This window comes from Streptomyces sp. NPDC007863, assembly GCF_040633895.1.
GTDB lineage: Bacteria > Actinomycetota > Actinomycetes > Streptomycetales > Streptomycetaceae > Streptomyces.
The window spans coordinates 49,922-75,260 of record NZ_JBEYEI010000006.1 but is presented as its reverse complement, the minus strand read 5'-3'; the positions used below and the strand labels follow the sequence as shown (position 1 = coordinate 75,260).

21 protein-coding genes are annotated in these 25,339 nt (G+C 72.9%); 13 read left to right on the top strand and 8 right to left on the bottom strand.

Annotated elements, in window-relative coordinates:
• Positions 1–127 precede the first annotated feature (127 nt).
• The 4 genes from ABZ621_RS11455 to alc are packed head-to-tail and all read left to right on the top strand — an operon-like array spanning position 128 to position 4,149.
• Positions 128–1,081: an EamA family transporter gene (locus ABZ621_RS11455; protein WP_360603127.1), complete on the top strand. Its 954-nt coding sequence runs from the start codon at positions 128–130 to the stop codon at positions 1,079–1,081.
• 5 nt (positions 1,082–1,086) lie between these two features.
• Complete coding sequence (locus ABZ621_RS11450; protein WP_360603125.1) at positions 1,087–2,016, top strand: EamA family transporter; 930 nt, start codon at positions 1,087–1,089, stop codon at positions 2,014–2,016.
• Between the two features lie 23 nt (positions 2,017–2,039).
• Complete coding sequence (locus ABZ621_RS11445) at positions 2,040–2,966, top strand: LysR family transcriptional regulator (protein ID WP_360603123.1); 927 nt, start codon at positions 2,040–2,042, stop codon at positions 2,964–2,966.
• Positions 2,967–3,024: 58 nt separating this feature from the next.
• Positions 3,025–4,149, top strand: a complete 1,125-nt coding sequence (alc, locus tag ABZ621_RS11440; RefSeq protein WP_360603121.1) for an allantoicase — start codon at positions 3,025–3,027, stop codon at positions 4,147–4,149.
• Positions 4,150–4,218: 69 nt separating this feature from the next.
• Here the strand turns inward: alc and pepN (ABZ621_RS11435) are convergent, their stop codons facing one another.
• Both pepN (ABZ621_RS11435) and ABZ621_RS11430 read right to left on the bottom strand, forming a co-directional pair.
• Positions 4,219–6,798, bottom strand: a complete 2,580-nt coding sequence (pepN, locus tag ABZ621_RS11435; RefSeq protein ID WP_360603119.1) for an aminopeptidase N — start codon at positions 6,796–6,798, stop codon at positions 4,219–4,221.
• A gap of 142 nt (positions 6,799–6,940) precedes the next feature.
• Entirely contained in the window at positions 6,941–7,957 is a 1,017-nt protein-coding gene (locus ABZ621_RS11430; RefSeq protein WP_360603117.1) for an aspartate-semialdehyde dehydrogenase, read from the bottom strand.
• A gap of 167 nt (positions 7,958–8,124) precedes the next feature.
• On the opposite strand from ABZ621_RS11430, the gene ABZ621_RS11425 reads away from it, so the two are divergent.
• Together ABZ621_RS11425 and ABZ621_RS11420 are read left to right on the top strand one after the other, a co-directional pair.
• On the top strand, positions 8,125–8,595 hold the full coding sequence (locus ABZ621_RS11425; RefSeq protein ID WP_360603533.1) for a sigma-70 family RNA polymerase sigma factor: 471 nt from the start codon (positions 8,125–8,127) through the stop codon (positions 8,593–8,595).
• Between the two features lie 2 nt (positions 8,596–8,597).
• A complete protein-coding gene (locus tag ABZ621_RS11420; RefSeq protein ID WP_360603115.1) occupies positions 8,598–9,296 on the top strand; it encodes a hypothetical protein in 699 nt (232 codons plus the stop codon).
• A gap of 54 nt (positions 9,297–9,350) precedes the next feature.
• On the opposite strand, the gene ABZ621_RS11415 is transcribed toward ABZ621_RS11420, so the two are convergent.
• The gene (locus ABZ621_RS11415; RefSeq protein WP_360603113.1) at positions 9,351–12,668 is read right to left on the bottom strand and encodes a S8 family serine peptidase; all 3,318 of its coding nucleotides are present in this window, start codon (positions 12,666–12,668) and stop codon (positions 9,351–9,353) included.
• Between the two features lie 197 nt (positions 12,669–12,865).
• Positions 12,866–13,408 carry a CGNR zinc finger domain-containing protein gene (locus ABZ621_RS11410; RefSeq protein ID WP_360603111.1) on the bottom strand — a complete coding sequence of 181 codons (543 nt, stop codon included), beginning with the start codon at positions 13,406–13,408 and terminating at the stop codon, positions 12,866–12,868.
• Positions 13,409–13,545: 137 nt separating this feature from the next.
• Between ABZ621_RS11410 and ABZ621_RS11405 the strand changes: the two genes are divergently transcribed.
• The 5 genes from ABZ621_RS11405 to ABZ621_RS11385 all read left to right on the top strand — a co-directional run bounded on the left by ABZ621_RS11405 (position 13,546) and on the right by ABZ621_RS11385 (position 17,376).
• Positions 13,546–14,001, top strand: a complete 456-nt coding sequence (locus tag ABZ621_RS11405) for a VOC family protein (RefSeq protein ID WP_360603109.1) — start codon at positions 13,546–13,548, stop codon at positions 13,999–14,001.
• 71 nt (positions 14,002–14,072) lie between these two features.
• Positions 14,073–14,957: a pyridoxamine 5'-phosphate oxidase family protein gene (locus tag ABZ621_RS11400; protein ID WP_360603107.1), complete on the top strand. Its 885-nt coding sequence runs from the start codon at positions 14,073–14,075 to the stop codon at positions 14,955–14,957.
• A gap of 54 nt (positions 14,958–15,011) precedes the next feature.
• Positions 15,012–15,590 carry an HPP family protein gene (locus tag ABZ621_RS11395; RefSeq protein WP_360603105.1) on the top strand — a complete coding sequence of 193 codons (579 nt, stop codon included), beginning with the start codon at positions 15,012–15,014 and terminating at the stop codon, positions 15,588–15,590.
• 22 nt (positions 15,591–15,612) lie between these two features.
• On the top strand, positions 15,613–16,080 hold the full coding sequence (locus ABZ621_RS11390) for an NUDIX hydrolase (RefSeq protein ID WP_360603103.1): 468 nt from the start codon (positions 15,613–15,615) through the stop codon (positions 16,078–16,080).
• Between the two features lie 132 nt (positions 16,081–16,212).
• Positions 16,213–17,376 carry a serine hydrolase domain-containing protein gene (locus ABZ621_RS11385; protein ID WP_360603101.1) on the top strand — a complete coding sequence of 388 codons (1,164 nt, stop codon included), beginning with the start codon at positions 16,213–16,215 and terminating at the stop codon, positions 17,374–17,376.
• Between the two features lie 3 nt (positions 17,377–17,379).
• Here ABZ621_RS11385 and ABZ621_RS11380 read toward each other — a convergent pair whose 3' ends face one another.
• The gene (locus ABZ621_RS11380) at positions 17,380–18,381 is read right to left on the bottom strand and encodes a hypothetical protein (RefSeq protein WP_360603099.1); all 1,002 of its coding nucleotides are present in this window, start codon (positions 18,379–18,381) and stop codon (positions 17,380–17,382) included.
• A gap of 157 nt (positions 18,382–18,538) precedes the next feature.
• Entirely contained in the window at positions 18,539–21,085 is a 2,547-nt protein-coding gene (gene pepN / locus ABZ621_RS11375) for an aminopeptidase N (protein ID WP_360603097.1), read from the bottom strand.
• 143 nt (positions 21,086–21,228) lie between these two features.
• Between pepN (ABZ621_RS11375) and ABZ621_RS11370 the strand changes: the two genes are divergently transcribed.
• Positions 21,229–21,864: a DsbA family protein gene (locus ABZ621_RS11370; protein ID WP_360603095.1), complete on the top strand. Its 636-nt coding sequence runs from the start codon at positions 21,229–21,231 to the stop codon at positions 21,862–21,864.
• A 115-nt stretch (positions 21,865–21,979) separates the two neighbouring features.
• Here the strand turns inward: ABZ621_RS11370 and ABZ621_RS11365 are convergent, their stop codons facing one another.
• A complete protein-coding gene (locus ABZ621_RS11365) occupies positions 21,980–22,627 on the bottom strand; it encodes a superoxide dismutase (RefSeq protein ID WP_360603093.1) in 648 nt (215 codons plus the stop codon).
• A 213-nt stretch (positions 22,628–22,840) separates the two neighbouring features.
• On the opposite strand from ABZ621_RS11365, the gene ABZ621_RS11360 reads away from it, so the two are divergent.
• Positions 22,841–23,740 carry a hypothetical protein gene (locus ABZ621_RS11360; RefSeq protein ID WP_360603091.1) on the top strand — a complete coding sequence of 300 codons (900 nt, stop codon included), beginning with the start codon at positions 22,841–22,843 and terminating at the stop codon, positions 23,738–23,740.
• 74 nt (positions 23,741–23,814) lie between these two features.
• On the opposite strand, the gene ABZ621_RS11355 is transcribed toward ABZ621_RS11360, so the two are convergent.
• Positions 23,815–25,245 (bottom strand): amino acid permease, encoded by a 1,431-nt coding sequence (locus tag ABZ621_RS11355; RefSeq protein WP_360603089.1) that lies wholly within the window; start codon positions 25,243–25,245, stop codon positions 23,815–23,817.
• Positions 25,246–25,339 lie beyond the last annotated feature (94 nt).

Below are 25,339 nucleotides of genomic sequence, written 5' to 3'. Positions count from 1 at the left end.
TCCGTTCCTTCCGGGCCGATGGCAAGAAAGCCACTTGCAAGTAAGTAGCTTAGTGCTAAGTTAATTACCGCCAAGCCAGTCGCGCTCCGGACCGCCGGGGCGCAACCGCTTCAGGGGGAGTCCTGTCATGTCCCGCAAGGCCGCCGTCGTCGCGCTCACCGCCCTCGCCCCGATCTCCTGGGGCTCGACCTACTTCGTGACCACCGAGTTCCTGCCGGCCGACCGGCCGCTCTTCACCGGCCTCATGCGGGCCCTCCCGGCCGGGCTGCTGCTCCTCGCGCTGACCCGCAAACTCCCGAGCGGCGCCTGGTGGTGGAAGTCGGCGGCCCTCGGCGCCCTCAACATCGGGGCCTTCTTCCCGCTCCTCTTCCTCGCCGCCTACCGGCTGCCCGGCGGCGTCGCCGCCGTCGTCGGCTCGGTCGGCCCGCTCTTCGTCGTCGGCCTCGCGGCCCTCCTCCTCGGCGAGAAGCCCACCGTGCGGACCCTGCTCACCGCGGTCGCCGCCGCCTTCGGTGTCAGCCTCGTCGTCCTCAAGGCGGGCGCCGCGTTCGACCTGATCGGCGTCGGCGCCGGGCTGCTCTCCTCGCTCTCGATGTCCGCGGGCGTCGTCCTCACCAAGCGCTGGGGCCGCCCCGAGGGCGTCGGCGCGCTCGCCCTCACCGGCTGGCAGCTCACCGCTGGCGGCCTGGTCATCCTCCCCCTCGCCTTCCTGATCGAGGGCGCCCCGCCCGCCCTCACCGGCACGAACCTCGCGGGCTACGCCTACCTCGCCTTCGGCAACACCGCGATCTCGTACTTCCTCTGGTTCCGCGGCATCGAGCGGCTGAGCGCCTCCTCGGTCACCCTGCTCGGCCCGCTCTCCCCGATCACCGCCGCAGTCATCGGCTGGGCCGCCCTCGGCCAGGCCCTCGGCCCGGTGCAGGTGCTGGGGATGGTGATCGCCTTCGGCGCCACCCTGGCGGGCCAGCTGGCCCCCGCGAAGCCCAAGCCGGTCGCCACCGAGCCCGTATCGTTCAGTTCTCCTGAAAAGAACGGTCAGGAAGTTTCGATGGACCTGGAGGTTTCGGGGGTGCGACGGTAGGCCGCATGACCCTCACGACCGCACGCCACCCGACCACACCCGAAGAAGCCACCCGGAGACCGGCGCCCGCCAGGGGCGCCGGTCTCGGCGTGCTCCTCGCCCTCCTCGCCACCGTCGTCTGGTCCGGCAGCTTCGTCGCCACCCGCGACATGGCCGACACCGTCCCGCCCGTCCAGGCGGTCTTCTGGCGCTGGACCATCGCCCTGCTCGCCGTCGCCCCGCTCGCCGCCCGCCCCTTCTGGCGGCAGCGCGCCCTCCTCCGCCGCCACCTCGGCTTCACCGCCCTCGCCTCGCTCTTCGGCGTCGCCCTCTACAACACCCTCGTCCACCAGGCCGGTCTCACCACCTCCGCCACCAACATGGGCATGATCATGGCGGCCTCCCCGGTGATCATGGCGGCCTACGCCCGGCTCGGCGGCGAACGCCTCGGCGCCCGCCGCCTCCTCGGCCTGGCGACCGCCGTCCTCGGCGTGCTCCTCCTCGTCGGCAAGGGCTCCCTCGCGCCCGACCTCTCCGCCGGCGACCTCTGGATGTTCGCGGCCGCCCTCTCCTTCGCCTCGTACAGCGCCCTCCTCAAGCGCAGGCCCCCGGAGATCGACGGACTCGCCTTCCTCTTCACCACCTTCGTGCTCGGCGCGCTGATGCTCGCCCCCGCCTACGCCGTCTCCCTCGCCGTCCAGGGCGGCTTCCCCGCCACCCCCGGCACCGTCGGCCCCCTCCTCTACCTCGGGGTGTTCTCCTCCGCCGTCGCCTTCTTCTCCTGGAACAAGGCGGTCTCCCTCGTCGGCGCCGCCCGCGCCGGAGTCGTCTACTACCTCCAGCCCGTCTGCGTCGCCCTCCTCTCGTACGCCCTCCTCGGCGAGGAACTCGGCCTCGCCGGCGGCGCCAGCATGGCCCTCATCCTCGGCGGGGTGGCGCTCGGTTCGGCCCGGTGACCAGGGACGGATAGGTTGCGCCCATGACCGAGTGGGACATCAAGAAGCTGCACATCCTGCGCACCCTGCGCGACCGGGGCACCGTCACCGCCACCGCCGAGACGCTGCTCATGACCCCCTCGGCCGTCTCCCAGCAGCTCACCAACCTCGCCAAGCAGCTCGGCGTGCCGCTCCTGGAGGCCCACGGGCGGCGCGTCCGGCTCACCGACGCCGCCCACCTCGTCCTGCGCCACGCCGAGGCCGTCTTCGCCCAGCTGGAGCGCGCCGACGCCGAACTCGACGGCTATCTGCGCGGCGAGGCCGGCCAGGTCCGGGTCGCGGCCTTCTCCACCTCCGTGCCCGCGCTCCTCGTCCCCGCCGTACGCCGGCTCCGCACCGCCCACCCCGGGCTCGCCGTCCGGATCCGGGAGGCCGAGGCGGCGGAGGCGTACGAACTGCTCACCGCCGGCGAGGTCGACCTCGCCCTCTCGCTCGCCGCCCACGCGCCCACCGCGCGCGACCCCAAGTACACCCGGCTGCCGCTGCTCGCCGACCCCCTCGACGTCGCCCTGCCGGCCGGCCACCCGCTCGCCGACGCCCCCGGCCTCCGCCTCGCCGACCTCGCCGCCGAACCGTGGATCTTCGGCGGCTCCGGCCCCTGGTCCGAGATCACCACCGCCGCCTGCGAGGCCGCCGGCTTCGTGCCCGAACAGGCCCACAGCGCCTCGGGCTGGACCGCGATCCTCGCCATGGTCGAGGCGGGGCTCGGCATCGCCCTCGTGCCCCGGATGGCCTCCGCCGACCGGCGCGGCGGCACCGGGGTCGTCATGCGGGTCCTCTCCGCCGACCAGCCGCGCCGCCACGTCGTCGCGGCCGTCCGGCGCGGGGCCGAGGACGGACCCGCGGTGGCCCGGGTGCTCGCCGCGCTCCGCCAGGAGGCGGCGGCCCGCCGGACCGTTCAGCGGAACTGAACGACACCGTCGAAAACATTCGATGGACCCCGGGCCCCCGGCGCGCGACAGTCGGAGCATGACCGGAACCGAGGACATCCAGGACCCGCACGCCAACGACGCCGCCCCCTACGGCGGAGGCGACCCGTACGCCGACTACCGCACCGGCGACTTCCCCTTCACCGAACTGGTCGACCTCGCCGACCGCCGCCTCGGCGCCGGCGTCGTCGCCGCCAACGACGAGTTCTTCGCCGAGCGCGAGAACCTCCTCGTCCGCGAGCGGGCCGTCTTCGACCCCGAGCACTTCGGCCACAAGGGCAAGATCATGGACGGCTGGGAGACCCGCCGCCGCCGCGGCGCCGACGCCGAGAACGTCTTCCCCGCCCCCGAGGACCACGACTGGGCCATCGTCCGCCTCGGCGCCCCCGGCGTCATCAAGGGACTGATCGTCGACACCGCCCACTTCCGGGGCAACTACCCCCAGAAGGTCAGCGTCCAGGCCACCGCCGTCGAGGGCACCCCGGGCCCCGGGGAGCTGCTCGACGCGAAGTGGGAGGAGCTCGTCCCGCCCACCCCCGTCCGCGGCCACGCCGCCAACGGCTTCACGATCGACAGCGACCGCCGCTGGACCCACGTCCGCCTGTGCCAGCACCCGGACGGCGGCATCGCCCGCCTCCGCGTCCACGGCGAGGTGCTGCCCGACCCCGAGTGGCTCGGCCTCCTCGGCACCGTCGACCTGCTCTCCGTCCTCAACGGCGGGTCGTACGAGGACGCCTCCGACAAGTTCTACTCCTCGCCCACCCAGATCATCCTGCCCGGCACCTCCCGCAAGATGGACGACGGCTGGGAGAACCGCCGCCGCCGGGTCCGCGGCACCAACGACTGGGTCCGCTTCCGCCTCCCCGCCCAGGGCGCCGTCCGCGCCGTCGAGATCGACACCGCCTACCTCAAGGGCAACTCGGCCGGCTGGATCGCCCTCCACGGCCGCGACGGCGAGTCGGGCGAGTGGTTCGAGATCGTCCCCCGCACCCGCCTCCAGCCCGACACCCTGCACCGCTTCACGCTCCCCGCCCACGCGGTCGTCACCCACGTCAGGCTCGACGCCTTCCCCGACGGCGGCGTTGCCCGCATGCGCCTGCACGGCTCCCTGACCGAGGAGGGCGCCGCCGAGCTGCGCGCCCGCTTCGACCGCGCGAGCCGCTGACCCCCACGGCATGGCGAAGGGGCGCCCCCACGGGGGAGGGCGCCCCTTCTCCTCGTCCGCCGCGCGGGACTACTTCGCGGCCGCCGCGTCCGCCGCGCGGGCCCGCAGGGCCCGCTCGACACCGGCGCGCGACTCGGTCACCAGACGGCGCAGCGCCGGGACCGGGTCGTTGGCCGCGATCCACGCGTCCGTGGCGTCCAGCGTCTCCCGGGAGACCTGGAGCGTCGGGTAGAGACCGACCACGATCTGCTGGATCATCTCGTGGCTGCGGGTCTCCGCGACGCGCTTGATCGACGCGAAGTACTTCTCCGTGTACGGGGCGAGCAGCTCGCGCTGGTCGGCCTGGACGAAGCCGCCGATCACCGCCTCCTGCACCGCGTTGGCCAGCTTGTCGTCCTCGACGACCGCCGCCCACGCCTCGGCCTTCGCGGCCTCGGTCGGACGGGCCGCGCGGGCGGTGGCCGCGTGCCGCTCGCCGGCGGCGGTGCGGTCCCGCTCCAGCTCGGCCGCGATCTCCGGCTCGTCGAAGCGGCCGGTGGCCGCGAGCCGCTGCACGAACGCCCAGCGCAGCTCGGTGTCGACCGCGAGGCCCTCGACGACGTGACCGCCGTCGAGCAGCCCGGCCAGCACGTCGAGCTCCGCGTCCGTACGGGCGGTCGCCGCGAAGGCCCGCGCCCACGCCAGCTGGTGGTCGCTGCCCGCCTCGGCGGCCCGCAGCTGCTCCTGCGCGAAGACGCCCCAGCGGGCCAGGCCCTCGGCGCGCCACTCCGGCGCCGCGTACAGGTCGAGGGCCGCCTTCACCTGGCCCTGGAGCGACTGCACCACGCCGATGTCGGACTCCTTGGCGATGCCCGAGAGCACCAGCTCCAGGTAGTCGCGGGTGGCCAGCTCGCCGTCGCGGGTCATGTCCCAGGCCGAGGCCCAGCACAGGGCGCGCGGCAGCGACTCGGCGAAGTCGCCGAGGTGCGCGGTGACGTTCTGCAGCGACACCTCGTCGAGGCGGACCTTGGCGTACGACAGGTCGTCGTCGTTCAGCAGGACGACCGCCGGGCGGGACTTGCCGATCAGCGCCGGCACCGCCGTCAGCTCGGCCGCCTCGATGTCCAGCTCCAGGCGCTCGCCGCGGACCAGCTTGCCGGCGGCGTCGAGGTCGTAGAAGCCGATCGCGATGCGGTGCGGGCGGAGCACGGCCTCGCCCTTGGCGCCGGCGGGCAGCGCCGGGGCCTCCTGGCGCACCGCGAAGGCGGTGATCGAGCCGTTCTCGTCGGTCTCGATCTCCGGGCGCAGGATGTTGATGCCGGCCGTCTCCAGCCACGCCTTCGACCAGGTCTTCAGGTCGCGCCCGGAGGTCTCCTCCAGCGCGCCGAGCAGGTCGCTGAGGCGGGTGTTGCCGAAGGCGTGGCGCTGGAAGTACGCCTGCACGCCCTTGAAGAACTCGTCCTGGCCGACGTAGGCGACGAGCTGCTTGAGGACCGAGGCGCCCTTGGCGTACGTGATGCCGTCGAAGTTGACGAGCACGTCCTCCAGGTCGTTGATCTCGGCCATGATCGGGTGCGTCGACGGCAGCTGGTCCTGGCGGTAGGCCCAGGTCTTCTCCGCGTTGGCGAAGGTGGTCCAGGCGTTCGGCCAGCGGGTGCCCGTCACGGAGGCCTGGCAGGCGACCGAGGTGTAGGTGGCGAACGACTCGTTCAGCCACAGGTCGTTCCACCACTCCATGGTCACGAGGTCGCCGAACCACATGTGGGCCAGCTCGTGGAGGATGGTCTCGGCGCGGCGCTCGTAGGCCGCGTCCGTCACCTTCGAGCGGAAGACGTACTGGTCGCGGATGGTGACCGCGCCCGCGTTCTCCATCGCGCCCGCGTTGAACTCCGGCACGAACAGCTGGTCGTACTTGGCGAACGGGTAGGCGTAGGCGAACTTCTCCTGGAACCAGTCGAAGCCCTGCCGGGTCACGTCGAAGATGTGGTCCGCGTCGAGGAACTCGGCCAGCGACGGACGGCAGTAGATGCCCAGCGGCACGACCTGCCCGTCCGGGCCCTCGTACGTCGAGTGCACCGCGTGGTACGGGCCGACGATCAGGGCGGTGATGTACGAGGAGATCCGCGGGGTCGGCTCGAAGGCCCACACCCCGTCCTTCGGCTCCGGGGTCGGCGAGTTGGAGATGACGCTCCAGCCCTCCGGCGCCTTCACGGTGAACTGGAAGGTCGCCTTCAGGTCGGGCTGCTCGAAGGAGGCGAAGACCCGGCGCGCGTCCGGCACCTCGAACTGGGTGTACAGGTACGCCTGGCCGTCGACCGGGTCGACGAAGCGGTGCAGGCCCTCACCGGTGTTGGTGTACGCGCAGTCCGCGACCACCCGCAGCTCGTTGCGGCCCTGCTTGAGGCGCGGCAGCGCGATCCGCGAGTCGCGGAAGACGGCGGCGACGTCGAGGGAGTGCCCGTTGAGCACGGCCTCGTGCACGGCGGGGGCGACGAGGTCGATGAAGCTCTCGGCGCCCTCCTCGGCGGAATCGAAGCGGACGGTGGTGACGGACCGGTAGGTGCCGCCCTCCTGCGCACCCGTGAGGTCCAGTTCGACCTCGTACGCGTCCACGGTCAGCAGCGCCGCCCGCTGCTGGGCCTCTTCACGGGTCAGGTTCGTACCAGGCACCCGGTCAACTCCTCGGTTTCGTGACGTTTGGGCCATCCTTCCACGGGGCGTGGCGGAGACGCACGGCACATTTCCCAGGGCGAACACGCAAGAACGGCGGCCGTCCACCCGGACGGCCGCCGTTCCTCGCGTGGGGGCGGGGTCAGCCCTTGAGTTCGGCCGCCACCAGCTCCGCGATCTGCACCGCGTTGAGCGCGGCGCCCTTGCGGAGGTTGTCGTTGGAGAGGAAGAGCGCGAGGCCGTTGTCGACGGTCTCGTCGACGCGGATGCGGCCCACGTACGAGGCGTCCTTGCCGGCCGCCTGGAGCGGCGTCGGGATCTCGGAGAGCTCGACGCCCTCGGCGTCCTTCAGCAGCTCGTAGGCGCGCTCGACGCTGATCGGGCGCTCGAAGCGGACGTTCACCTGGAGCGAGTGGCCGGAGAAGACCGGGACGCGGACACAGGTGCCGGAGACCTTCAGCTCCGGGATCTCCAGGATCTTGCGGGACTCGTTGCGGAGCTTCTGCTCCTCGTCGGTCTCGAAGGTGCCGTCGTCGACGATCGAGCCGGCCAGCGGGACCACGTTGAACGCGATCGGACGCTTGTAGACGGCCGGCTCGGGGAACTCGACGGCCTCGCCGTCGAAGGCCAGCTGGTCGGCCTGCTCGGCCACGGCGCACGCCTGGGTGCGCAGCTCGGCGACACCGGCCACGCCCGAGCCGGAGACGGCCTGGTAGGTGGTGGCGATCAGCGCGGTGAGGCCGGCCTCCTGGTGGAGCGGCTTGAGGACCGGCATCGCGGCCATCGTGGTGCAGTTCGGGTTGGCGATGATGCCCTTGGGGCGGTCCTTGATCGCGTGCGGGTTGACCTCGGAGACGACGAGCGGGACCTCGGGGTCGCGGCGCCAGGCGGAGGAGTTGTCGATGACGACCGCGCCCTGGGAGGCCACCTTCTCGGCGAGGGCCTTGGAGGTGGCGCCGCCGGCCGAGAAGAGCACGATGTCCAGGCCGGTGTAGTCGGCGGTCGAGGCGTCCTCGACCGTGACACCGTCCACCACCGTGCCGGCGGACCGGGCGGAGGCGAAGAGCCGCAGCTCCTCGACCGGGAAGTTCCGCTCGGCCAGGATCTTGCGCATGACTGTGCCGACCTGACCGGTGGCTCCGACGATTCCGACCTTCACGGGGACTCCTCCGTACGAGTGTGCAGGTGCTGCCGCCCCCCATGATGCGTGCCGCCTGCCGTTCCTTGTCCAATCCATTGTCCGAGGGGCGGGACGAAGGATGAACGTTTCGGCGGGCCGGTGCGTCGAAGGGGGACCGGACGAGGGAAGGGGGCGGGGTGGAGCAGATGGACGCGGCACTGGTGGACCGGGTGCGGGCGGTCCTGGCACTGGGCGGGGTGCCGTACGCGGAACTCCAGGACGGCGTGCAGCAGGTGGGCCTCCGGCTCCTGGAGGCCCGGGCGAAGGGGGACCCGCCGCGCTCCCCGGCCGCCTGGTGCGCGGTGGTCGCCACCAGGGTGGCCGCCGACTGGCACCGGGCCCGCCGCCGCGACGAGCGCCTCGGCGAACGCCTGACCGCGCTGCCGGCCCCGCAGGGCGGCGGCGAGGAGGCCCGGCTGCTCGCGCTCGCCGTCGCGGACGGTCTGGAGGCGCTGCCGGAGAAGCAGCGCCAGGTCCTGGTGCTGCGCTTCTACGCGGACCTGCCGGTGGCCCGGATCGCCGAGGAGCTGGGGGTCCCCGAGGGGACGGTCAAGAGCAGGCTGCACGCCGCCGTCCGCGCCCTGCGGCAGCGGCTCCGCACGGACGAGGTGGTGTGAGGGTGGAGAAGCAGGAGCGGGACCCGCTGGCGGCGGCGCTCTTCCCGGAGGACGGACCGCCGGACGCCGGGGACGACCCCGAGGTCGCCCGCGCCCTCGCGGACGTGGCGCTCCTGCGGGAGCAGCTGGGCGTGCTGGCGGGCGCCCTGACGGCGGAGCCCGTACCGGCGGCTCCGGTCGTACGGCCCCGGCGCCGGGCCCGGATCGTCGCCTGGGCGCTCGCCGCCTGCGTGGCGCTCGGCGTGCTCGGCACCGGGGGCGCCTGGCTGGCGGCCCGCCCGGGGGCGGCCGGCGGCGGGCTGGAGGCCGGGGACGCCAAGCTGACCCCGGCCGGTGTCGTGGCGTGTGCCACGGACGTCGCCGAGGGGGCCGTGGCGCGGGTCGAAGCGCTGCCCGGCGAGGGCGAGTACCGGGTGGTGCTGCGGGTCGAGCGCCGGTACAAGCCGCAGGGCGAGGCCTCCGGCGAGCTGGCCTTCCGCGGCTGGGCGGCGGACCCGTCGTACTACCGGCCCGGCGTGAGGATGCTCGTGATCGTCTCCCGCTTCTCCGACGAGGGGGTGCTCACCTACCGGGAGGACATGGAGCCGCCCGGCGAGCTCGGCGAGGACGTCGGCCCCGTCCGCGACGAGCTGGAGTACGGGCGCGCGTGGGTGACGAAGGGGCTGCGGGAAGGGGTCGGCGACTGCCCCGGCCGGGGCTGAACGCGGAAGGGGCGGGCGCCCGTACGGACGCCCGCCCCTCTTCGTGCCGGGGTGTTACGGGGTGACGCTGCCGATCAGGACGCTGCCGGTGCCGGCGACGGTGCCGCGGGCGTTGAGGAGCTGGACCTGGCCGAAGAACTGGCGTCCCTCGGGGGCCGCACCGCCGACGACGACCTCGGCCGCGACCTCGGTGCTCGCGCCGTTGGCCAGCGGGTAGGTCCTGGCCTCGTCGACCTTCACGGTGCCGAGCGACGGGGAGAAGTACACGTCCTTGTAGTCGTAGGTCGTGCCGCCCTCGGCGTGGACCGCGTAGCCGTCGATGACGACGCTGTAGGTGCCGGCCGCCGGCTTGACGAGGGAGACGGACTCCTCCGAGTCGCCGTCGGCGGACTGGCCGACCTGCTTGCCGTTCAGCAGGACGGTCAGGTCGAGGTCGGCGGCCTTGTCGGAGGTGTTGCCGATCGCGATGTCGAGGCGCTCGACGCCCTCGCCGATGGTGAGGGTCTTCGTCTGCTGCTCGTGGTGCCGGATGGTCGGGGTCTCGACCTTGGCCGAGCCCAGCGAGCCGCCCTTCAGCTTGCCGTCGAGGCCGGCGAAGCCGTTGGTGACGGTCCACTCGACGGCGGCCGGGGTGCCGACCTTCGCCTCGGCGACCGTCTGGACGGCCGGGTCGAAGGAGGCGCCGAGCACGGCGACGTCCAGCTTGAACGGGTTGTCGAGGTCCGGGGAGGTGCGGCGCGCCTCGACCTCGATCTCCCAGACGCCCGACTGCGGGTTGGTGTACGACCGCAGGTCGGGGCGGCAGGTGTTCGCCGGGTTGTAGTGCGGGTAGCAGCCCGTGGTCGCGGTCGGGTCGACCGGGACGCCGTACGGGTGGATGGCGATGAAGCGGGTCTGGCTCTTCGCCTTCAGGCCGCCGATCGCCACCTCCAGGGAGGTCGCGCCCTGCGGCACGGTCACGAAGTACGACTTCGTGCTGTTGCGCTGGACCGAGCCGGCGGCGGAGACGGCGTAGCCGGGGGCGACCAGGTCGCTCGCGACGACCGAGGTGGCCATGATCTGCTTGTCGACGCCCTCGGTGCGCTCGTCGTCGGCCTCCAGGAGCACGCTGTGCACACCGGCGGTGCGCGGGCGGGCCTCCAGCTTGACGGTGACCGGCTTGTTCAGCGGCAGGTCGATCTCGTCGTCGCCGAGGATCCGGAAGGTGCCGTCGTTGTACTTGAGGTCCAGCTCGTGCTCGACGGCACGGTCCGGGCCGCTGGTGCGGGTGACGGTGACGTCGTAGACCTTCTTCTGGCCGACCTTGAGGCCGCCCTCGCGGTCGTACACGCCGGTGCCGGTGTGCGGGGCCGGGAAGATCACGGTGTCGACCGGGGCCTCGACCTTGTAGGAGTGGGCGGTGGCCCCGTCCTTGATCGACTCCCAGGCCTCGACGACGTCGACGAGACCGGCGCCCTGCTCGTGGGCCGCGACGCCCGGGATCCGCTGCGCGGTCGAGGTGAGCGCGGTGCGCAGGGTCAGCGGGGAGAGCTCGATGCCGCGCTGCTTGGCGGCGGAGAGCAGCAGCGCGCTCGCGCCGGCGACCTGCGGGGACGACATCGAGGTGCCGTTGAGCATGCCGTAGCCGGCGGGCAGCGCGTATCCGGCCTCGGCGACGCCGGAGCCGGCCTGCCAGGTCGGGATGGTGTTCACGGCCGAGCCCGGGCCGGTGACCAGCGGGGCGGCGCCGCCGTCCTCACGCGGACCGCGCGAGGAGAACGGGAACATGGCGTACTTCTTCTCGACGGCCGAGCCGTAGTTGGCGGCCCAGGTCGACTGGGAGACCGCCGCGCCGACCGAGAGGACCTTCTCGGCCAGGCCGGGGTCGCCGATCGTGTTGGTGCCCGGGCCGGAGTTGCCGGCCGAGATCACCAGCTGCACGCCGTACTCGTCGATGAGACGGGTGTAGAGGCGGGCGCGGACGTTGTCGCCGTCGTTCAGCGCGGGCAGGCCGCCGATCGACATGTTGACGATGTCGACGCCGCGGTTGACGACGAGGTCGACCATGCCCTCGGTGAGGGCGACGTTGGTGCAGCCGCCGGTCCAGGTGCAGGCGCGCGAGGAGACGATCTTCGCGCCGGGCGCGGCGCCGTTCATCTTCCCGCCGAAGAGGCCCTTGGCGGCGGTGATGCCGGCGACGTGGGTGCCGTGCGAGGACTCGACGAGTCCGACGTTGACGAAGTCGCGCTTCTGGCCGACCCAGGTGCCGCCCAGCGGGTCCATCGGGACGTCCTTGCGGATCTCCACGACGAACGGGGTGCGCTCGGCGACCTCGGTGGCCGGGTCGTCGGTGCCGAAGTACCCGACCTGGTAGCCGTCCTTGTACGGCTTCATCGGCTCGTTGTCCGTGAAGTCGAAGTCCTGGTCGGTGTCGACGCGGACGGTGCCGGCGGCGGGGTCGTACAGCATGCCGAAGACGTCGGTGGTGTCGCCGTCGCGGTTGATGTCACCGGCCGGGTCGCCGCCCGCGGTGACCGACTCGCTGAAGCGGCTCCACTGGTAGGAGCCCTCGGGCGCCTTCCAGGACTGCGTGGCGGCGGTGAAGACCGGGCCCGCGACCGGGGTGATCTGGGCGCGCCAGGTGCCGTCGCCCTCGGTGAGCGGGTCGGTGGCGGTCACCCAGTCGACGATCTTGCGCTCGCCGGTGGTGGTCTTCTGCAGGGCCGGGTGGCCCAGGTCGACGCCCGAGTCGAGGATGCCGATGGTCACGCCGCGGCCGTCGGCGCGCGGGTGGTCCTCGACGAACTCGACGGCGCCCGTCTCGTGGGACGGGTTGTACGGGTTCTTCGCCGGGGTGTACTTCGACGGCGCCGGGTACGTCCGGGTCACCGTGGTGCCCTCGACCGCGCCGGGGACACCGGCGTCGGGGCGCGGGTCGTCCAGCTCGATCTCGGCCTGGAGGTCGACCGACTGGACGGCGGAGAGCTTGGTGGCCGCCTTGATGGCGGCGTCGGCCTTGCCGGTCGGCAGGGTCGCGCGGACGTAGCCGAGCTCGTCGTTGCGGTTGCCGACCGAGGCGCCGGGGACGGCGTCGAGCTGGCCGGCGACCTGCTCGGTCGCGCCGGGCGCGGTGGCGACGAGGATGGTGACGTGCGGCTCGCCGGCGGCCTCGGCCTCGGAGAGGCGCTGCGCGTCGATGGCGCCGAGCTTGTCGGCGGGCTCCGCGGTCTTCACCGGGGGAGTGGTGGCCGCCGGGTCGTCGGCGGCCAGGACCGGGGCGGCACCGGCCGCGACGAGCGCGGTCACCAGGCCGGCGGCGGCGGCGATCCGAGCCGCTCGGCCGGTCCCGGTCGAGCGCCCGGGTATGGAGCTCTGGGTTTCGGGGGTGGTCATTTACATCCCTGTTGTGAAAGGAGAGAGTCCGGATTCCGGTACCGGATGACCGCTCAGCCTTTCGCAAGTGACAGGGTTTTGTGGAGAGTTCCTGGAGGCCATGTTGTGTCCATGGCGTACATCCGCCACGACGCATCCTCCGCCACAGAGCACGAATCGCCCTCAACGAGGGCGATTCGGCGGGTGGTCGGCGGCTCTCACTGCTCCTTGGCGCGGGCGTAGTGCCGGGACGCCTTCGCGCGGTTGCCGCAGGTCGCCATCGAGTGCCAGCGCCGGGTGCCGTTCCGTGAGGTGTCCAGGAAGTGCAGGATGCACGCCTCGTGCGCGCAGATCCTGATCCGGTCCGGCACGGTCCGCAGCAGGTCCAGGTGGCCACGGGCGGCCGTCCATCCCGGCCCCCACGCCGGATCGGCGAACTCGGCGCGCTCGCCGGGCCCTTCGGCGGTGAGCTCCACGCGGATCCGGCCGTGCTCCAGGACGGCGTCGACCCGCGCGGCCGCGCCCGCGTCCCCGGGTCGGTCGACCAGCGCCTTCAGGGCCTCGCGGGCGGTGCGGGTGTGCCGGAGCGTGGCCTCGTCGGCGGCGAACCGCCCGTCGAGCCCGTTGGCGGCGAGCCAGATCGCGAGCCCCTCGGTGCCGGCGAGGAGGTCCTGCGGCTCCCCCTCGCTCATCCACCGGGTGTTGAGCAGGTCCAGGGAGAGCGGTTCGCCGGTCAGTGGCCGCGGGTCGGTGACGGTCATGACGGGCATCCTCCTCGACCCCCGGGGCGATCTAACCCCTTAAGCGTACGTGACGGGTTGCGTCCCGAGAGTTCTAACCTCTAAAGTCGAGTTAAGCGGTTAGCCCGAAGGGGGCGACCGAAGACGAGGGGACCGTCATGTCCGCGATCGGCACGCTGAACACGGCACACATCGGCATCAACGTCACCGACCTGGACCGCTCGCTCCGCTTCTACGGGGAGGTCCTGGGCTTCGAGGTCATCGGCTCCGGCGACGCCGACGGCCGCCGCTACGCCTTCCTGGGCCAGGGCGGCCGGCTCACGCTCACCCTCTGGCAGCAGGCCGAGGGCGGGTACGAGGCGAACCGCGCCGGCCTCCACCACCTGGCCTTCGAGGCCGAGTCCATCGAGAAGGTCCGCGAGGCGGAGGCCGCCCTCAAGGCGGAGGGCGTCGCCTTCGCCTACGACGGCGTCGTCGCCCTCGGCGAAGGCGCCACGGCCGCCGGCATCTTCTTCCACGACCCCGACGGCACCCGCCTGGAGATCAACGTCCCCAAGGGCGCCGAGGGTGCTCCGGCCCCCAGCGCCACGGCCCCGACCTGCGGCTTCTTCTAGCCGCCCGCGGCCGGACCCCGCGCCCGGGGCCCACCCGCCCACCACGCGCCCGCACCCACCTGGAGCCCGCCATGAGCAGCACCGCCTACCACCACGGCTCGCTCGCCGTGCAGCAGAAGCTCGGCGTCCAGGAGGCCGCCGCCCACATCGCCCCCAGCATCCGCCCCGGCATCCGTCCGGTCGCCGCCGCCTTCCTGGAGCTCCAGCCCATGCTGGTCCTGGGGGCGGCGGCCCCGGACGGGCGCGTCTGGGCGAGCCTGCTGACCGGCGCGCCCGGCTTCGCCCGCGCGACCGACCCGCACACCGTCTCCGTCGCGGCGGCGCCCCGCCCCGACGACCCGCTCGCGCAGGCCCTGGCCGCCGAGGCCCCGGTCGGCACCCTCGCCCTCGACCCCCGCACCCGCCGCCGCATGCGCCTCAACGGCACCGCCCGCCCCAGCGCCCGCGGCCTCCTGATCGAGGCGGAGCAGGTCTTCGCCAACTGCCCCAAGTACCTCCAGCGGCGCGAGCTGTACGCCCCCGGTCCCGCGGGCCCCGGCCCGGCGCCCGCCCACCGGGGCGACGCCCTCACCGAGGCCCAGCTCGCCGCCGTCCGCGCGGCCGACACCTTCTTCGTCGCCACCGTCGGACCGGACGGCGCCGACGCCAGCCACCGCGGCGGCAACCCCGGCTTCGTCCACACCGAGGGCCCCCGCGAACTCCTCTGGCGGGACTACCCCGGCAACGCGATGTTCCTCACACTCGGCAACCTGGAGACCGACGAAAGGGCGGGTCTCCTCTTCCTGGACTGGGAGAAGGGCACGACCCTCCAGCTCAGCGGCCGGGCGGAAACGGTATACCGTTCAGAGGAGCGGTACGTCCGCTTCCGGGTCGACAGCGTCGTCGAGACCCCGGCCGCCAGCCCCCTGCGCTGGTCCGCGCCGGAATACTCCCCGGCCAATCCGACCACCCCCTGATCGCGCCCCCTGCCGCCCGCACGCGGACTCCCGATTCCCGATCCCGAGGAACCCGTGACCACTGCCGCCCGGACGATCGAGGCCACCACGCCCGCGCCGTCCACGCCCGCGCCCGCCGCCGTCCCCGCCGCCGTCCCCGCACCGGCCCCCGTACGCCGCCCCGGGCCCCCGCCCCGGCCCCGCCCGCTCGCGGTCCTCGTCGCCACCGGCACCAGCACCGCCGCCCTCCTCCTGCTCGTCGCCCTCGGCACCGTGCTGCACCACCCGCTGCTCATCCCGCCGCTCGCCGCGAGCATGGCGCTGGTCGCCGCCTCCCCGGACCTGCCGCTCTCCCAGCCGCGGTCGGTCATCGGCGGGCAACTCCTGTCCGCCCTGGCCGGCTTCGCCGTCCTCGCGGTCGCGGGCCCCGGCCTGTGGAGCGCGGCCGTCGCCGGCGGACTCGCCCTCGGCGCGATGATGCTCGCCCGCGCCCCGCACTCCCCGGCCGCCGCCACCGCCGTGATCGTCGCCCTCGGCGGCCCGCCGTTCTGGACCTTCACCGGCCTGCTGCTCGCCTCCTGCGCGCTCCTCGTCGCCGCCGGCTGGCTCATGGCCCGCGCCACCCGCCGTACGTACCCCGTGTACTGGATCTAGCCATCCCCCTAGCCTGCTGCCCATGAAGCAGGAGCTGCGGGTGGCGGCCTACGCCGTAGTCGTCCGGGACCACGAGATACTGCTCGCCCGCTGGGTGGCCAAGGACGGCACCAAGCGGTGGACCCTGCCCGGGGGCGGCATGGACCACGGGGAGGAGCCCGTCGGGACCGTCGTCCGCGAGGTCGAGGAGGAGACCGGGTACGCGGTCGAGCCGACCGCCCTCCTCGGCATCGACTCGATCATGCGCCAGTGGATCGTCCGCATCGGCGCGCCCGGCTCCTTCCAGGGGCTCCGGATCCTCTACGAGGCCCGGATCACCGGCGGCGAACTCCGCAGCGAGACCGGCGGTTCCACCGACCTCGCGGCCTGGCACCCGCTGGACTCCGTGCCGGACCTGCCCCGGGTCGAACTCGTCGACATCGGCCTCGACCTGTGGCGGGAACGGCCCCCCGCCGGCCGCTCCCGCCTCACGGGTCCGGCGAACGGCTGAGCGGGGGTCCGGCGAACGGCTGAAAAGGGCTCAACCGTCCCGGGAGCGCTCAACCCTCCCGCACCCCCCGTGGTCCTCCCCGCCGACCGCACGTCCGGATCACCGGATCACCACGGAAACAGGGGAACCCGCATGGCCACCGCCCGCACCGCCCGCACCGTCGTCGCCACGGCCCTCGCCGCCGGCCTCACCGTCACCGCGCTCGCCGCCCCCGCCCTCGCGGCGGGCCCCGCCGCGCCCGCGGCCCCGGCGAAGAAGGACCACGCCGCCACCCAGGCGGCCCTCCAGGCCAACGTCGACGCCGGCGTGCCCGGCGCCGTCGCCCAGGCCCGCGTCGACGGCCGTTCCTGGACCGGCACCGCCGGCGAGCGCGGCGGCGACGACCGCTACCGCGTCGGCTCCATCACCAAGACCTTCGTCGCCACCGTCCTCCTCCAGCTCCAGGCCGAGGGCCGCCTCGACCTCGACGACCCGGTCGAGAAGTGGCTCCCCGGCCTCGTCCGCGGCAACGGCCACGACGGCCGGAAGATCACCGTCCGTCAGCTCCTCAACCACACCAGCGGCGTCTACAGCTACACCGAGGACCCCGGCTTCCAGCAGAAGGTCTTCGGCGCCGGCTTCCTGGAGCACCGCTACGACACCTGGAAGCCGCGCGACCTCGTCGCCGTCGCCACCAGCCACGCCCCCGAGTTCGCGCCCGGCACCTCCTGGCGCTACTCCAACACCAACTTCGTCCTCGCCGGGCTCGTCATCGAGGAGGTCACCGGCCGCCCCTACGGCAAGGCCGTCGAGAACCGCATCATCAAGCCCCTCAAGCTCCGCGCCACCAGCGTCCCCGGGACCCGGCTGAACGTCCCCCAGCCCAGCAGCCGCGCCTACTCCACCCTCGCCCCCGAGAAGACGTCCCCCGTCCACGACGTCACCGAGCTCAACCCCTCCCTCGCCCACGCCGCCGGCGAGATGATCTCCGACTCGGCCGACCTCCAGACCTTCTACCGCGCCCTCCTCAAGGGCCGGCTCCTGCCCAAGGCCGAGCTGCGCGAACTCACCACCACCGTGCCGGTCTCCGCCGAGTACCCCGACTTCCGCTACGGCCTCGGCATCTCCTGGCAGAAGCTGAGCTGCGGCACCGAGATCTGGGGCCACGGCGGCGGCATCCACGGCTCGCTCTCGGAGGCGTACGCCACCCGCGACGGCCGGCACACCCTGGCCGCCAACATCAACGCCGACTGGACCGGCGACACCCAGGCCGTCATCGACGCCGAGTTCTGCGGCACGGTCCCGGCGAAGAAGTAGCGCTCACCGGGGCAGGACGACGACGTACGCGGCGGGCTGCCGCTCCGACGCGGCCATCAGGGCCGTACGGACCACGGTGGCCTGCTGGTCCATCGCCTCGCGCAGCTTGCGCGGGGTCAGGTGGACCACCGTGATGCCGAGCCGCTCCAGGTGCTCCCGCTTGCGGGTGTACTCGGACCACAGCGCGTCCTCGTCCTGCCGCGGCGCCCGGGTGTCCAGCTCCACCGCCACCGCCTGGTCCGGCCAGTAGGCGTCCACCCCGCCGAGGTGCGGGCCGCCCGGCAGCCGCAGGTCCACGTTCCACACCGGGTCCGGCAGTGCGAAGTCCCGCACCATCTCGTACAGCCGCTCCTCCGACAGCGCCCGCCCCTCCACGAGGAGCGAGTCCACCGCGTCCACCACGTGCGGCCGGGTCAGCAGCCGCAGCCGGCTCAACTCCCGGACCAGGACGGGTGGTTCACAATGGCCGCCGCGCACCGCCTCGGTGAGCAGCCGGCGGACGCCCTCCGCGTCGTGCATCCCCGAGACCGCGTCGGCGAGCGCCCGGGCGACCGGCGCCACCGGCAGCCCGTCCAGCTCCACCGGCTCCGGGGACTCCGGCGCCCGCACGACCCGTACGAAGCCGGTCGACCGCAGCCGCCGGGTGCGGCCCACCAGGACGTCGATCCGCTCCAGGGCGGCCGGCGGGGGAGCGGAGGAGAAGCCGTGCAGGGCGAGCGCGGCGAGCCCGGTGAGCATCGCGCCCGGGCCGTACAGGGGCGCCTCGCCGTCCCTGCGGGTGTAGAGCAGCGCGGCCCGCAGCCGGTCGTCGCTGGTCGGCGCGCCGGGGTGGAGCAGGAAGACGCCGGGCAGCAGCTGCTGCCAGTCGCCGCCGGCCGCGACCCGTCCGGCGACCTCGGCGGCGGGCACGCCCATGGCCCGCAACTGGCCGGTGGAAGCGAGCCGTTGGGCGAGGCTCGCGGGGGAGGCGAGGGGGCGGGGGCTGATGGGGGTGTCGTGGTTCATGCCGGGGGTCTTCCGCAGCCCGGCCCGGCCCTAACGGCCTGTTACAAGGCGGTGGCCGAACCCGGACAAGCCCGCACTAAAGTACGCGCGTTCGACTGCCGAGAGAGACCCGCGCGGGAAGGTCCGTGGCCGTACGGACCCTCCCGCGGGTGCCGGCTCAGTCCTCCAGCGCGTCGCACTCCTGCGCCCGCAGCGCGCGGGCCAGGTCGTCGCGGGACTCCAGGACGAGCCGGCGCAGTGCCGGAGCCGCGTCCGCGTGCTCCACCAGCCAGGCGTCGGTGGCCGCCAGGGTCTCCGGGCGGTCCTGGTACGCCGGGAAGAGCCCGCGCACCACGTCCATGCCGATCTGGATCGACCGCTCGGACCAGATCCGCTCGATCGCCGCGAAGTACTTCTCCGCGTACGGGGCGGTCAGCTCGCGCTGCGAGGGCTGCGCGAAACCGCCGATGACCGCGCCGACCAGCGCGTTCGACAGCGTGTCCGACTCGACGACCTGCGCCCACGCCTGCGCCTTGACGGCCGCCGACGGCCGGGCGGCCAGCAGCCGCACCTGGTGGCGCTTGCCGCTGGCGGTGTCGTCCCTCGCCAGCTCCTCGTCGATGCGCGTCTCGTCGGCCCGGCCGTACTCGGCGAGCGGGGAGAGCAGCGCCCAGCGCAGCTCCTGGTCGACGTCGAGGCCGTCGATCCGGGCGGTGCCGGCGAGCAGCCCCTCCAGGAGCCGGAGGTCGGCGTCGGAGGAGGCGGTCGCGGCGAGGAAGCGGGCCCAGGTCAGCTGGTGCTCGCTGCCGGGCTCGGCGAGCCGCAGCTCGCGCAGCCCGCCTTCGGCGAGCCGGCGCCCGCCCTCCGCGCGCCACGCCGGGGCCGCGTAGTGGGTGACGGCGGTCCGCGCCCAGGCGTGCAGCATCTGGAGGACGCCGATGTCGGTCTCGCGGCCGGCGAAGGCGAGCACGGCGGCGACGAAGTCGCGGGCCGGCATCAGCCCGTCCCGGGTCAGGTTCCACAGCGCCGACCAGCACAGGGCGCGGGCCAGCGGGTCCGTGACGGAGCCGAGGTGCTCGCGGAGGGTGTCGAGGGAGCGCTCGTCGAAGCGGACCTTGCAGTAGGTGAGGTCGTCGTCGTTGACGAGGATCAGGTCCGGCTGCTCGCTGCCGGCCAGCTCGGCGACGACCGTGCGGGGCCCGGCGACGTCGGTCTCCACGCGGGCGTACCGCACGAGCGCGCCCTCGGTGAGCCGGTAGAGGCCGACCGCGATCCGGTGCGGGCGCAGCTCGGCGCCCTCCTGGAGGACGGCGAGCTCGGTGATCCGGCCCTCGGCGTCGTAGGTGACCTCGGGGGCGAGGACGTTGACGCCGGAGGTCTGGAGCCAGGACTTCGACCAGGCCTTCATGTCGCGCCCCGAGGTCTCCTCCAGGACGGACAGCAGGTCGTGCAGGCGGGTGTTGCCGTAGGCGTGGCGCTTGAAGTAACGGCGGGCGCCCTCCAGGAAGGCGTCCCGGCCCGCGTAGGCGACGAGCTGCTTGAGGACGGAGGCGCCCTTGGCGTAGGTGATGCCGTCGAAGTTGAGCTTGGCGTCCTCCAGGTCGCGGATGTCGGCCGTGACCGGGTGGGTGGAGGGCAGCTGGTCGGCCCGGTAGGCCCACGCCTTGCGGTTGTTGGCGAAGGTGACCCAGCTGTCGGTGAAGCGGGTGGCCTCGGCGAGCGAGAAGGAGCCCATGAAGTCGGCGAAGGACTCCTTGAGCCACAGGTCGTCCCACCAGACCATGGTGACGAGGTCGCCGAACCACATGTGGGCCATCTCGTGCAGGATCGTGTTGGCGCGCCGCTCGTATGCCGCCCGCGTGACCTTGCCCCGGTAGATGTACTCCTCGGTGAAGGTGACCATGCCGGGGTTCTCCATGGCGCCGAGGTTGTACTCGGGCACGAAGGCCTGGTCGTACTTGCCGAAGGGGTACGGGTAGTCGAAGTTGTCGTGGAAGAAGTCGAAGCCCTGCTTGGTGATCAGGAAGACGTCGTCCGCGTCGAAGTGCTTCGCGAGCCCCTTGCGGCACATCGCGCCGAGCGGGATCTCGACGTCGCCGCGCCGGTAGGTGTCGGTGACGTAGTGGTACGGGCCGGCCACCACGCAGGTGATGTACGTGGAGATCGGCGCGGTCTCCGCGAAGCGCCACACGCCGTCGGCGCCCCGCTCGCCGGCGCCGTTGCTCCACACCGTCCACGCGTCGGGCGCGGTCACCTCGAAGCGGTACGGCGCCTTCAGGTCGGGCTGCTCGAAGTTGGCGTAGACCCGGCGGGCGTCGGCCGGTTCGTACTGGGTGTACAGGTACACCTCGCCGTCCTCGGGGTCGACGAAGCGGTGCATGCCCTCGCCGGTGCGGCTGTAGGCGCACTGCGCGTCGACGACCAGGACGTTCTCGTCGGCCAGGCCGTCCAGGGCGATCCGGGCCCCGTCGAAGACGGCCGCCGGGTCGAGCTCCCGCCCGTTGAGGGTGACGGAGGTGACCGACGGCGCGACCAGGTCGGCGAAGGTCGTGTCGCCGTCGCCGGTGCGGCGGAAGCGGATCGTCGTCACCGAGCGGAAGGTGCGTACCGCCTCCGTGGACTCGCCGACCGCCGAGCGCAGGTCGAGGGCGACCTCGTAGCCGTCGACGGACAGCAGCGCCGCCCGCTCGTGGGCCTCGTCGCGGGACAGGTTCTCACCGGGCACGGTCACTCCTTCGTGGCGTGTTCGAAACAGCACCGATCCTCCCATGCGCACCTTTCACCGGGCGCACGGGAATGCCGACACGGCCCGCCGGTGTTGCGCCAAGTCGGTGCACATCCCCCCTTTCCACCGCCCCGAGGAGTGACATGTCCGAGAGCAGGACCACCGCAGAGTTCTTCTTCGACCCGCTGTGCCCCTGGGCGTGGATGACCTCCCGGTGGATGCTGGAGGTGGAGAAGGTCCGCCCCGTGGACGTGCGCTGGAAGGTGATGAGCCTCGCGGTCCTGAACGAGGACCGTCTGGACGAGGTCCCCGCCGAGTACCGGGAGATGCTGGAGACCAAGGCCTGGGGCCCGGTCCGCGTCGTCATAGCGGCGCAGCGGCTGCACGGCGACGAGGTCGTCGGCAAGCTCTACACCGCGCTCGGCACCCGCTTCCACAACAACGGCGAGGGCCCGACCCGCGAGGCCGTCGCCGGCGCGCTGCGCGACGTCGGCCTCCCCGAGGACCTGGTGGAGTACGCCGACAAGGACACGTACGACACCGAGCTGCGCGCCTCCCACGCGGAGGGCATCGGGAAGGTCGGCCAGGACGTCGGCACCCCGGTGATCGCGGTGCCCGGCCCGGACGGCGACGAGGTCGCCTTCTTCGGCCCGGTCGTCACCCCCACCCCGCGCGGCGAGGCGGCGGCCCGGCTCTGGGACGGCACGCTGCTCGTGGCGTCCACCCCGGGCTTCTACGAGATCAAGCGCACGCGGACGGCGGCGCCGAGCTTCGAGTAGCAGTCGCCCCGCACAGGGAAGGGCCCCCGCGATTCACGTCATCGCGGGGGCCCTTCTTTCATCCGCCTGCTCGGTGAAGGTTGAGAAGACGATCACGAGCAGGACGAGCGGGGGGTCAGAACGAGATCAGCGGAACGCTGGCCTTCGCGGCCTGGTAGCGCTTGTTCACGTCCTGCCAGTTGACGACCTGCCACATGGCGTCGATGAAGTCGACCTTCTGGTTCTTGTACTGGAGGTAGAAGGCGTGCTCCCAGGCGTCGAAGACCAGGACCGGGATCGAGCCCTGGCCGACGTTGCCCTGGTGGTCGTAGACCTGCTCGACGATGAGGCGGCCGCTGACCGGCTCGTAGGCGAGGACGCCCCAGCCGGAGCCCTGGGTGGTCGCCGAGGCCTTGGTCAGCTGGGCCTTGAACTTCGCGAAGGAGCCGAAGGACTCGGTGATCGCGTCGGCGAGCTCGCCCACGCCGTCGGCCGCGAGCGGCTCGCCGCCGCCCTCGCCGCCCTTCGGGCTCGCCATGTTGTTCCAGTAGATGGAGTGGAGGATGTGGCCGGAGAGGTGGAACGCGAGGTTCTTCTCCAGGCCGTTGACCGCTCCCCACTGGTCCTTGTCGCGGGCCTCCTCCAGCTGCTCCAGGGTGTCGTTCGCCCCCTTGACGTAGGCGGCGTGGTGCTTGTCGTGGTGCAGCTCGATGATCTGCGGATTGATCACCGGCTCCAGCGCCGCGTAGTCGTACGGCAGCTCCGGAAGTGTGTAGATCGCCATGTGTGCCAAGCCCTTCGACCGACTTCTTATTGCAACCTCTATGCAAGTGCAGGCTAACAGCACCTGCGGGGGAAGTTGATCAGTCCTTGGTCCTAGTCCCGCCGTCCGGCCGCCTCCGTCCGCCCGCCACGCGCCCGACTGCTTCCGCGCGCTCCGCCGAACGGCGGACACCGCCGCTGTCCCCGGCCCGTTCAAGATCCATAACGTGCGGGCATGAAGCTCCCCCTGAGACTCGCCGCCGCCGGCGCCCTGGTCGCCCTGCTCGCCGGCACCGCCCAGGCCGCCGCCCCCTGGCGCCAGGCCGGCGCCGACGCCCGGAGCGGCGTCAGCGGCCTCGCCGCCGAGGGCCCCGGCACCGGCACCGCCCTCGTCGTCCACGACAACAAGCGCTCCGGACAGCCGCGCCTGTCCCGGCTCGCGTACGGCACCGACCCCGTCACCGTCACCCCGCTGGTCTGGGACGGGGCCGAACCCGTCGACCTGGAGGCCGTCGAGGCGATCCCCGGGATGCCGGGGGAGTACCTCGCCGTCGCCGCGCGCGGCATCGTCTACCGGGTGAAGGTCGCCGGCACCACGGCGACGGTCGTCGAGTACACCCCGCTGCCGGCGATCGGCGAGGGCGACGACTTCGAGAGCTTCGCGCTGGTCGCCCGCGACGGCCGGTTCGCCGCGCTGTGGGCCGACCGCGGCGAGGGCGAGGCACGGCCCGCCACGCTCTACGCCGCGCCCCTCACCTTCGCCGCCTGGGGCGAGCCGAGGTTCGGCGCCGTGACCCGGCGCTCCTTCACCGCCCCGTACCCCACGGACGCGGGCACGCGGCACATCTCCGACATCTCCGTCACCGACTCCGGCCGGATCCTGGTGGGTTCGGCGGCGGACGCCGGCGACGACGGCCCCTTCGACTCCGCCGTCACCGACGCCGGGCAGGTCGTCCTCACGGCCATCGGCCGGGTACGGATCTCCCTCACCGCCCGCCCGGTCCCGCTCGGCACCTTCCCCGGCTACAAGGTCGAGGCCGTCGAGTGCCTCCCCGGCACTGGCGACGCCCTCCTCGGCACGGACGACGAGAACCGGGGCGGATACGTCCGCACGGCGCCCTACTGCGGCGGCTGACCCGGCCCCGCACGCGCGAACGCCCCGCCGGGACCGTGCCCGGCGGGGCGTTCGTACGAGGAGCGGCGGAGGGCTCAGACCTTCTCGGCCGCGGTCCCGACCGCCTTCTCGCGCGACTTCTGGAGCGCGAAGCCGACGACGGCGAGGCAGAGCGTCAGCGCGCCCGTCGCGTACAGCTGGATCCGGGTGCCCTCCTCACGGGCCATCAGGAAGAAGATCGCGGCCATGCCGGCGAGCGCCACCCAGGTCAGCACCGGGAAGGCCCACATCCGCACGACCAGCTTCTCCGGCTCCTCGCGCTCGGTGCGGCGGCGCAGCACCAGCTGGGAGGCGGCGATGAAGAACCAGACGACGAGGATGATCGCGCCGATCGTGTTGAGCAGCCAGACGAAGGCCTTGTCCGGCGACCAGTAGCTCAGCAGCACCGCGCCGAAGCCGACGACCGAGGAGAGCAGGACGGCCGGGCGCGGCACGCCGCCGAAGGTGCGGCCCAGCGCCTGCGGGCCCTGGCCGCGGCCGATCAGCGAGCGGGCCATGCGGGAGGCGCCGTAGATGTTGGCGTTCATCGCGGAGAGCAGGGCGACGAGCACGACCACGTTCATGATCTGGCCGGCGGCCGGGATGCCCAGGTGGTCGAGGGTGGCGACGTACGGGCCCTTCTCGACGACCGCCTGGTCGTCCCAGGGGACGAGGGTGACGATGACCGCCATCGAGCCGATGTAGAAGAGCGCGATGCGCCACATCGCCGTGCGGACCGCCTTGGCGACGCCCTGCACGGGGTGCTCGGACTCGGCCGCCGCGATGGTGACCGTCTCCAGGCCGCCGTACGCGAAGACGGAGGCGAGCAGGCCGACGATCAGGCCCTCGGAGCCGTGCGGGAAGAAGCCGCCGTCGCCGGTGAGGTTGGCGGTGCCGGGGGCGTCCGAGCCGGGCAGGACGCCGGCGATGGCGAGCACGCCGATGCCGAGGAAGAGGACGATCGCGCCCACCTTCAGCGCGGCGAACCAGAACTCGAACTCGCCGAAGTTCTTCACCGCGGCGAGGTTGGTGCCGCAGAAGACCAGCATGAAGAGCGCCACCCAGGCCCACGCGGGGGTGCCCGGGAACCAACCGGTCATGATGTTGGCGGCGCCGATGCCCTCCAGGCCGACGGCGACGCAGAGCAGGAACCAGAAGGCCCAGCCGGCGGTGAAGCCGGCCCAGGGGCCGAAGGCGCGCTCGGCGTGGACGGAGAAGGAGCCGGAGGCGGGGTTGGCCGCCGACATCTCGCCGAGCATCCGCATCACCAGCATGACGAGCACGCCGGAGATCGCGTAGGCGACGACGATCGAGGGGCCGGCGGCGGCGATGCCGGCGCCGGAGCCGACGAAGAGGCCGGCGCCGATGACGCCGCCGAGGGCGATCATCGACAGATGGCGCTGCTTGAGGCCGTGGGAGAGGCCCTCGGCGGGAGCGGCGGCGCCGCCCTCGCGGTCGGCCTGCGCGGGCGCGGTGGTCCGGGACATGGGCAACCCTGTTCATCAGCTGAGACGGGGAGGGAAGCCCACAGTCTGGGTGCCCGCACCGCTCAGAGGGAACAGATGTCCGCTATACGGTCAC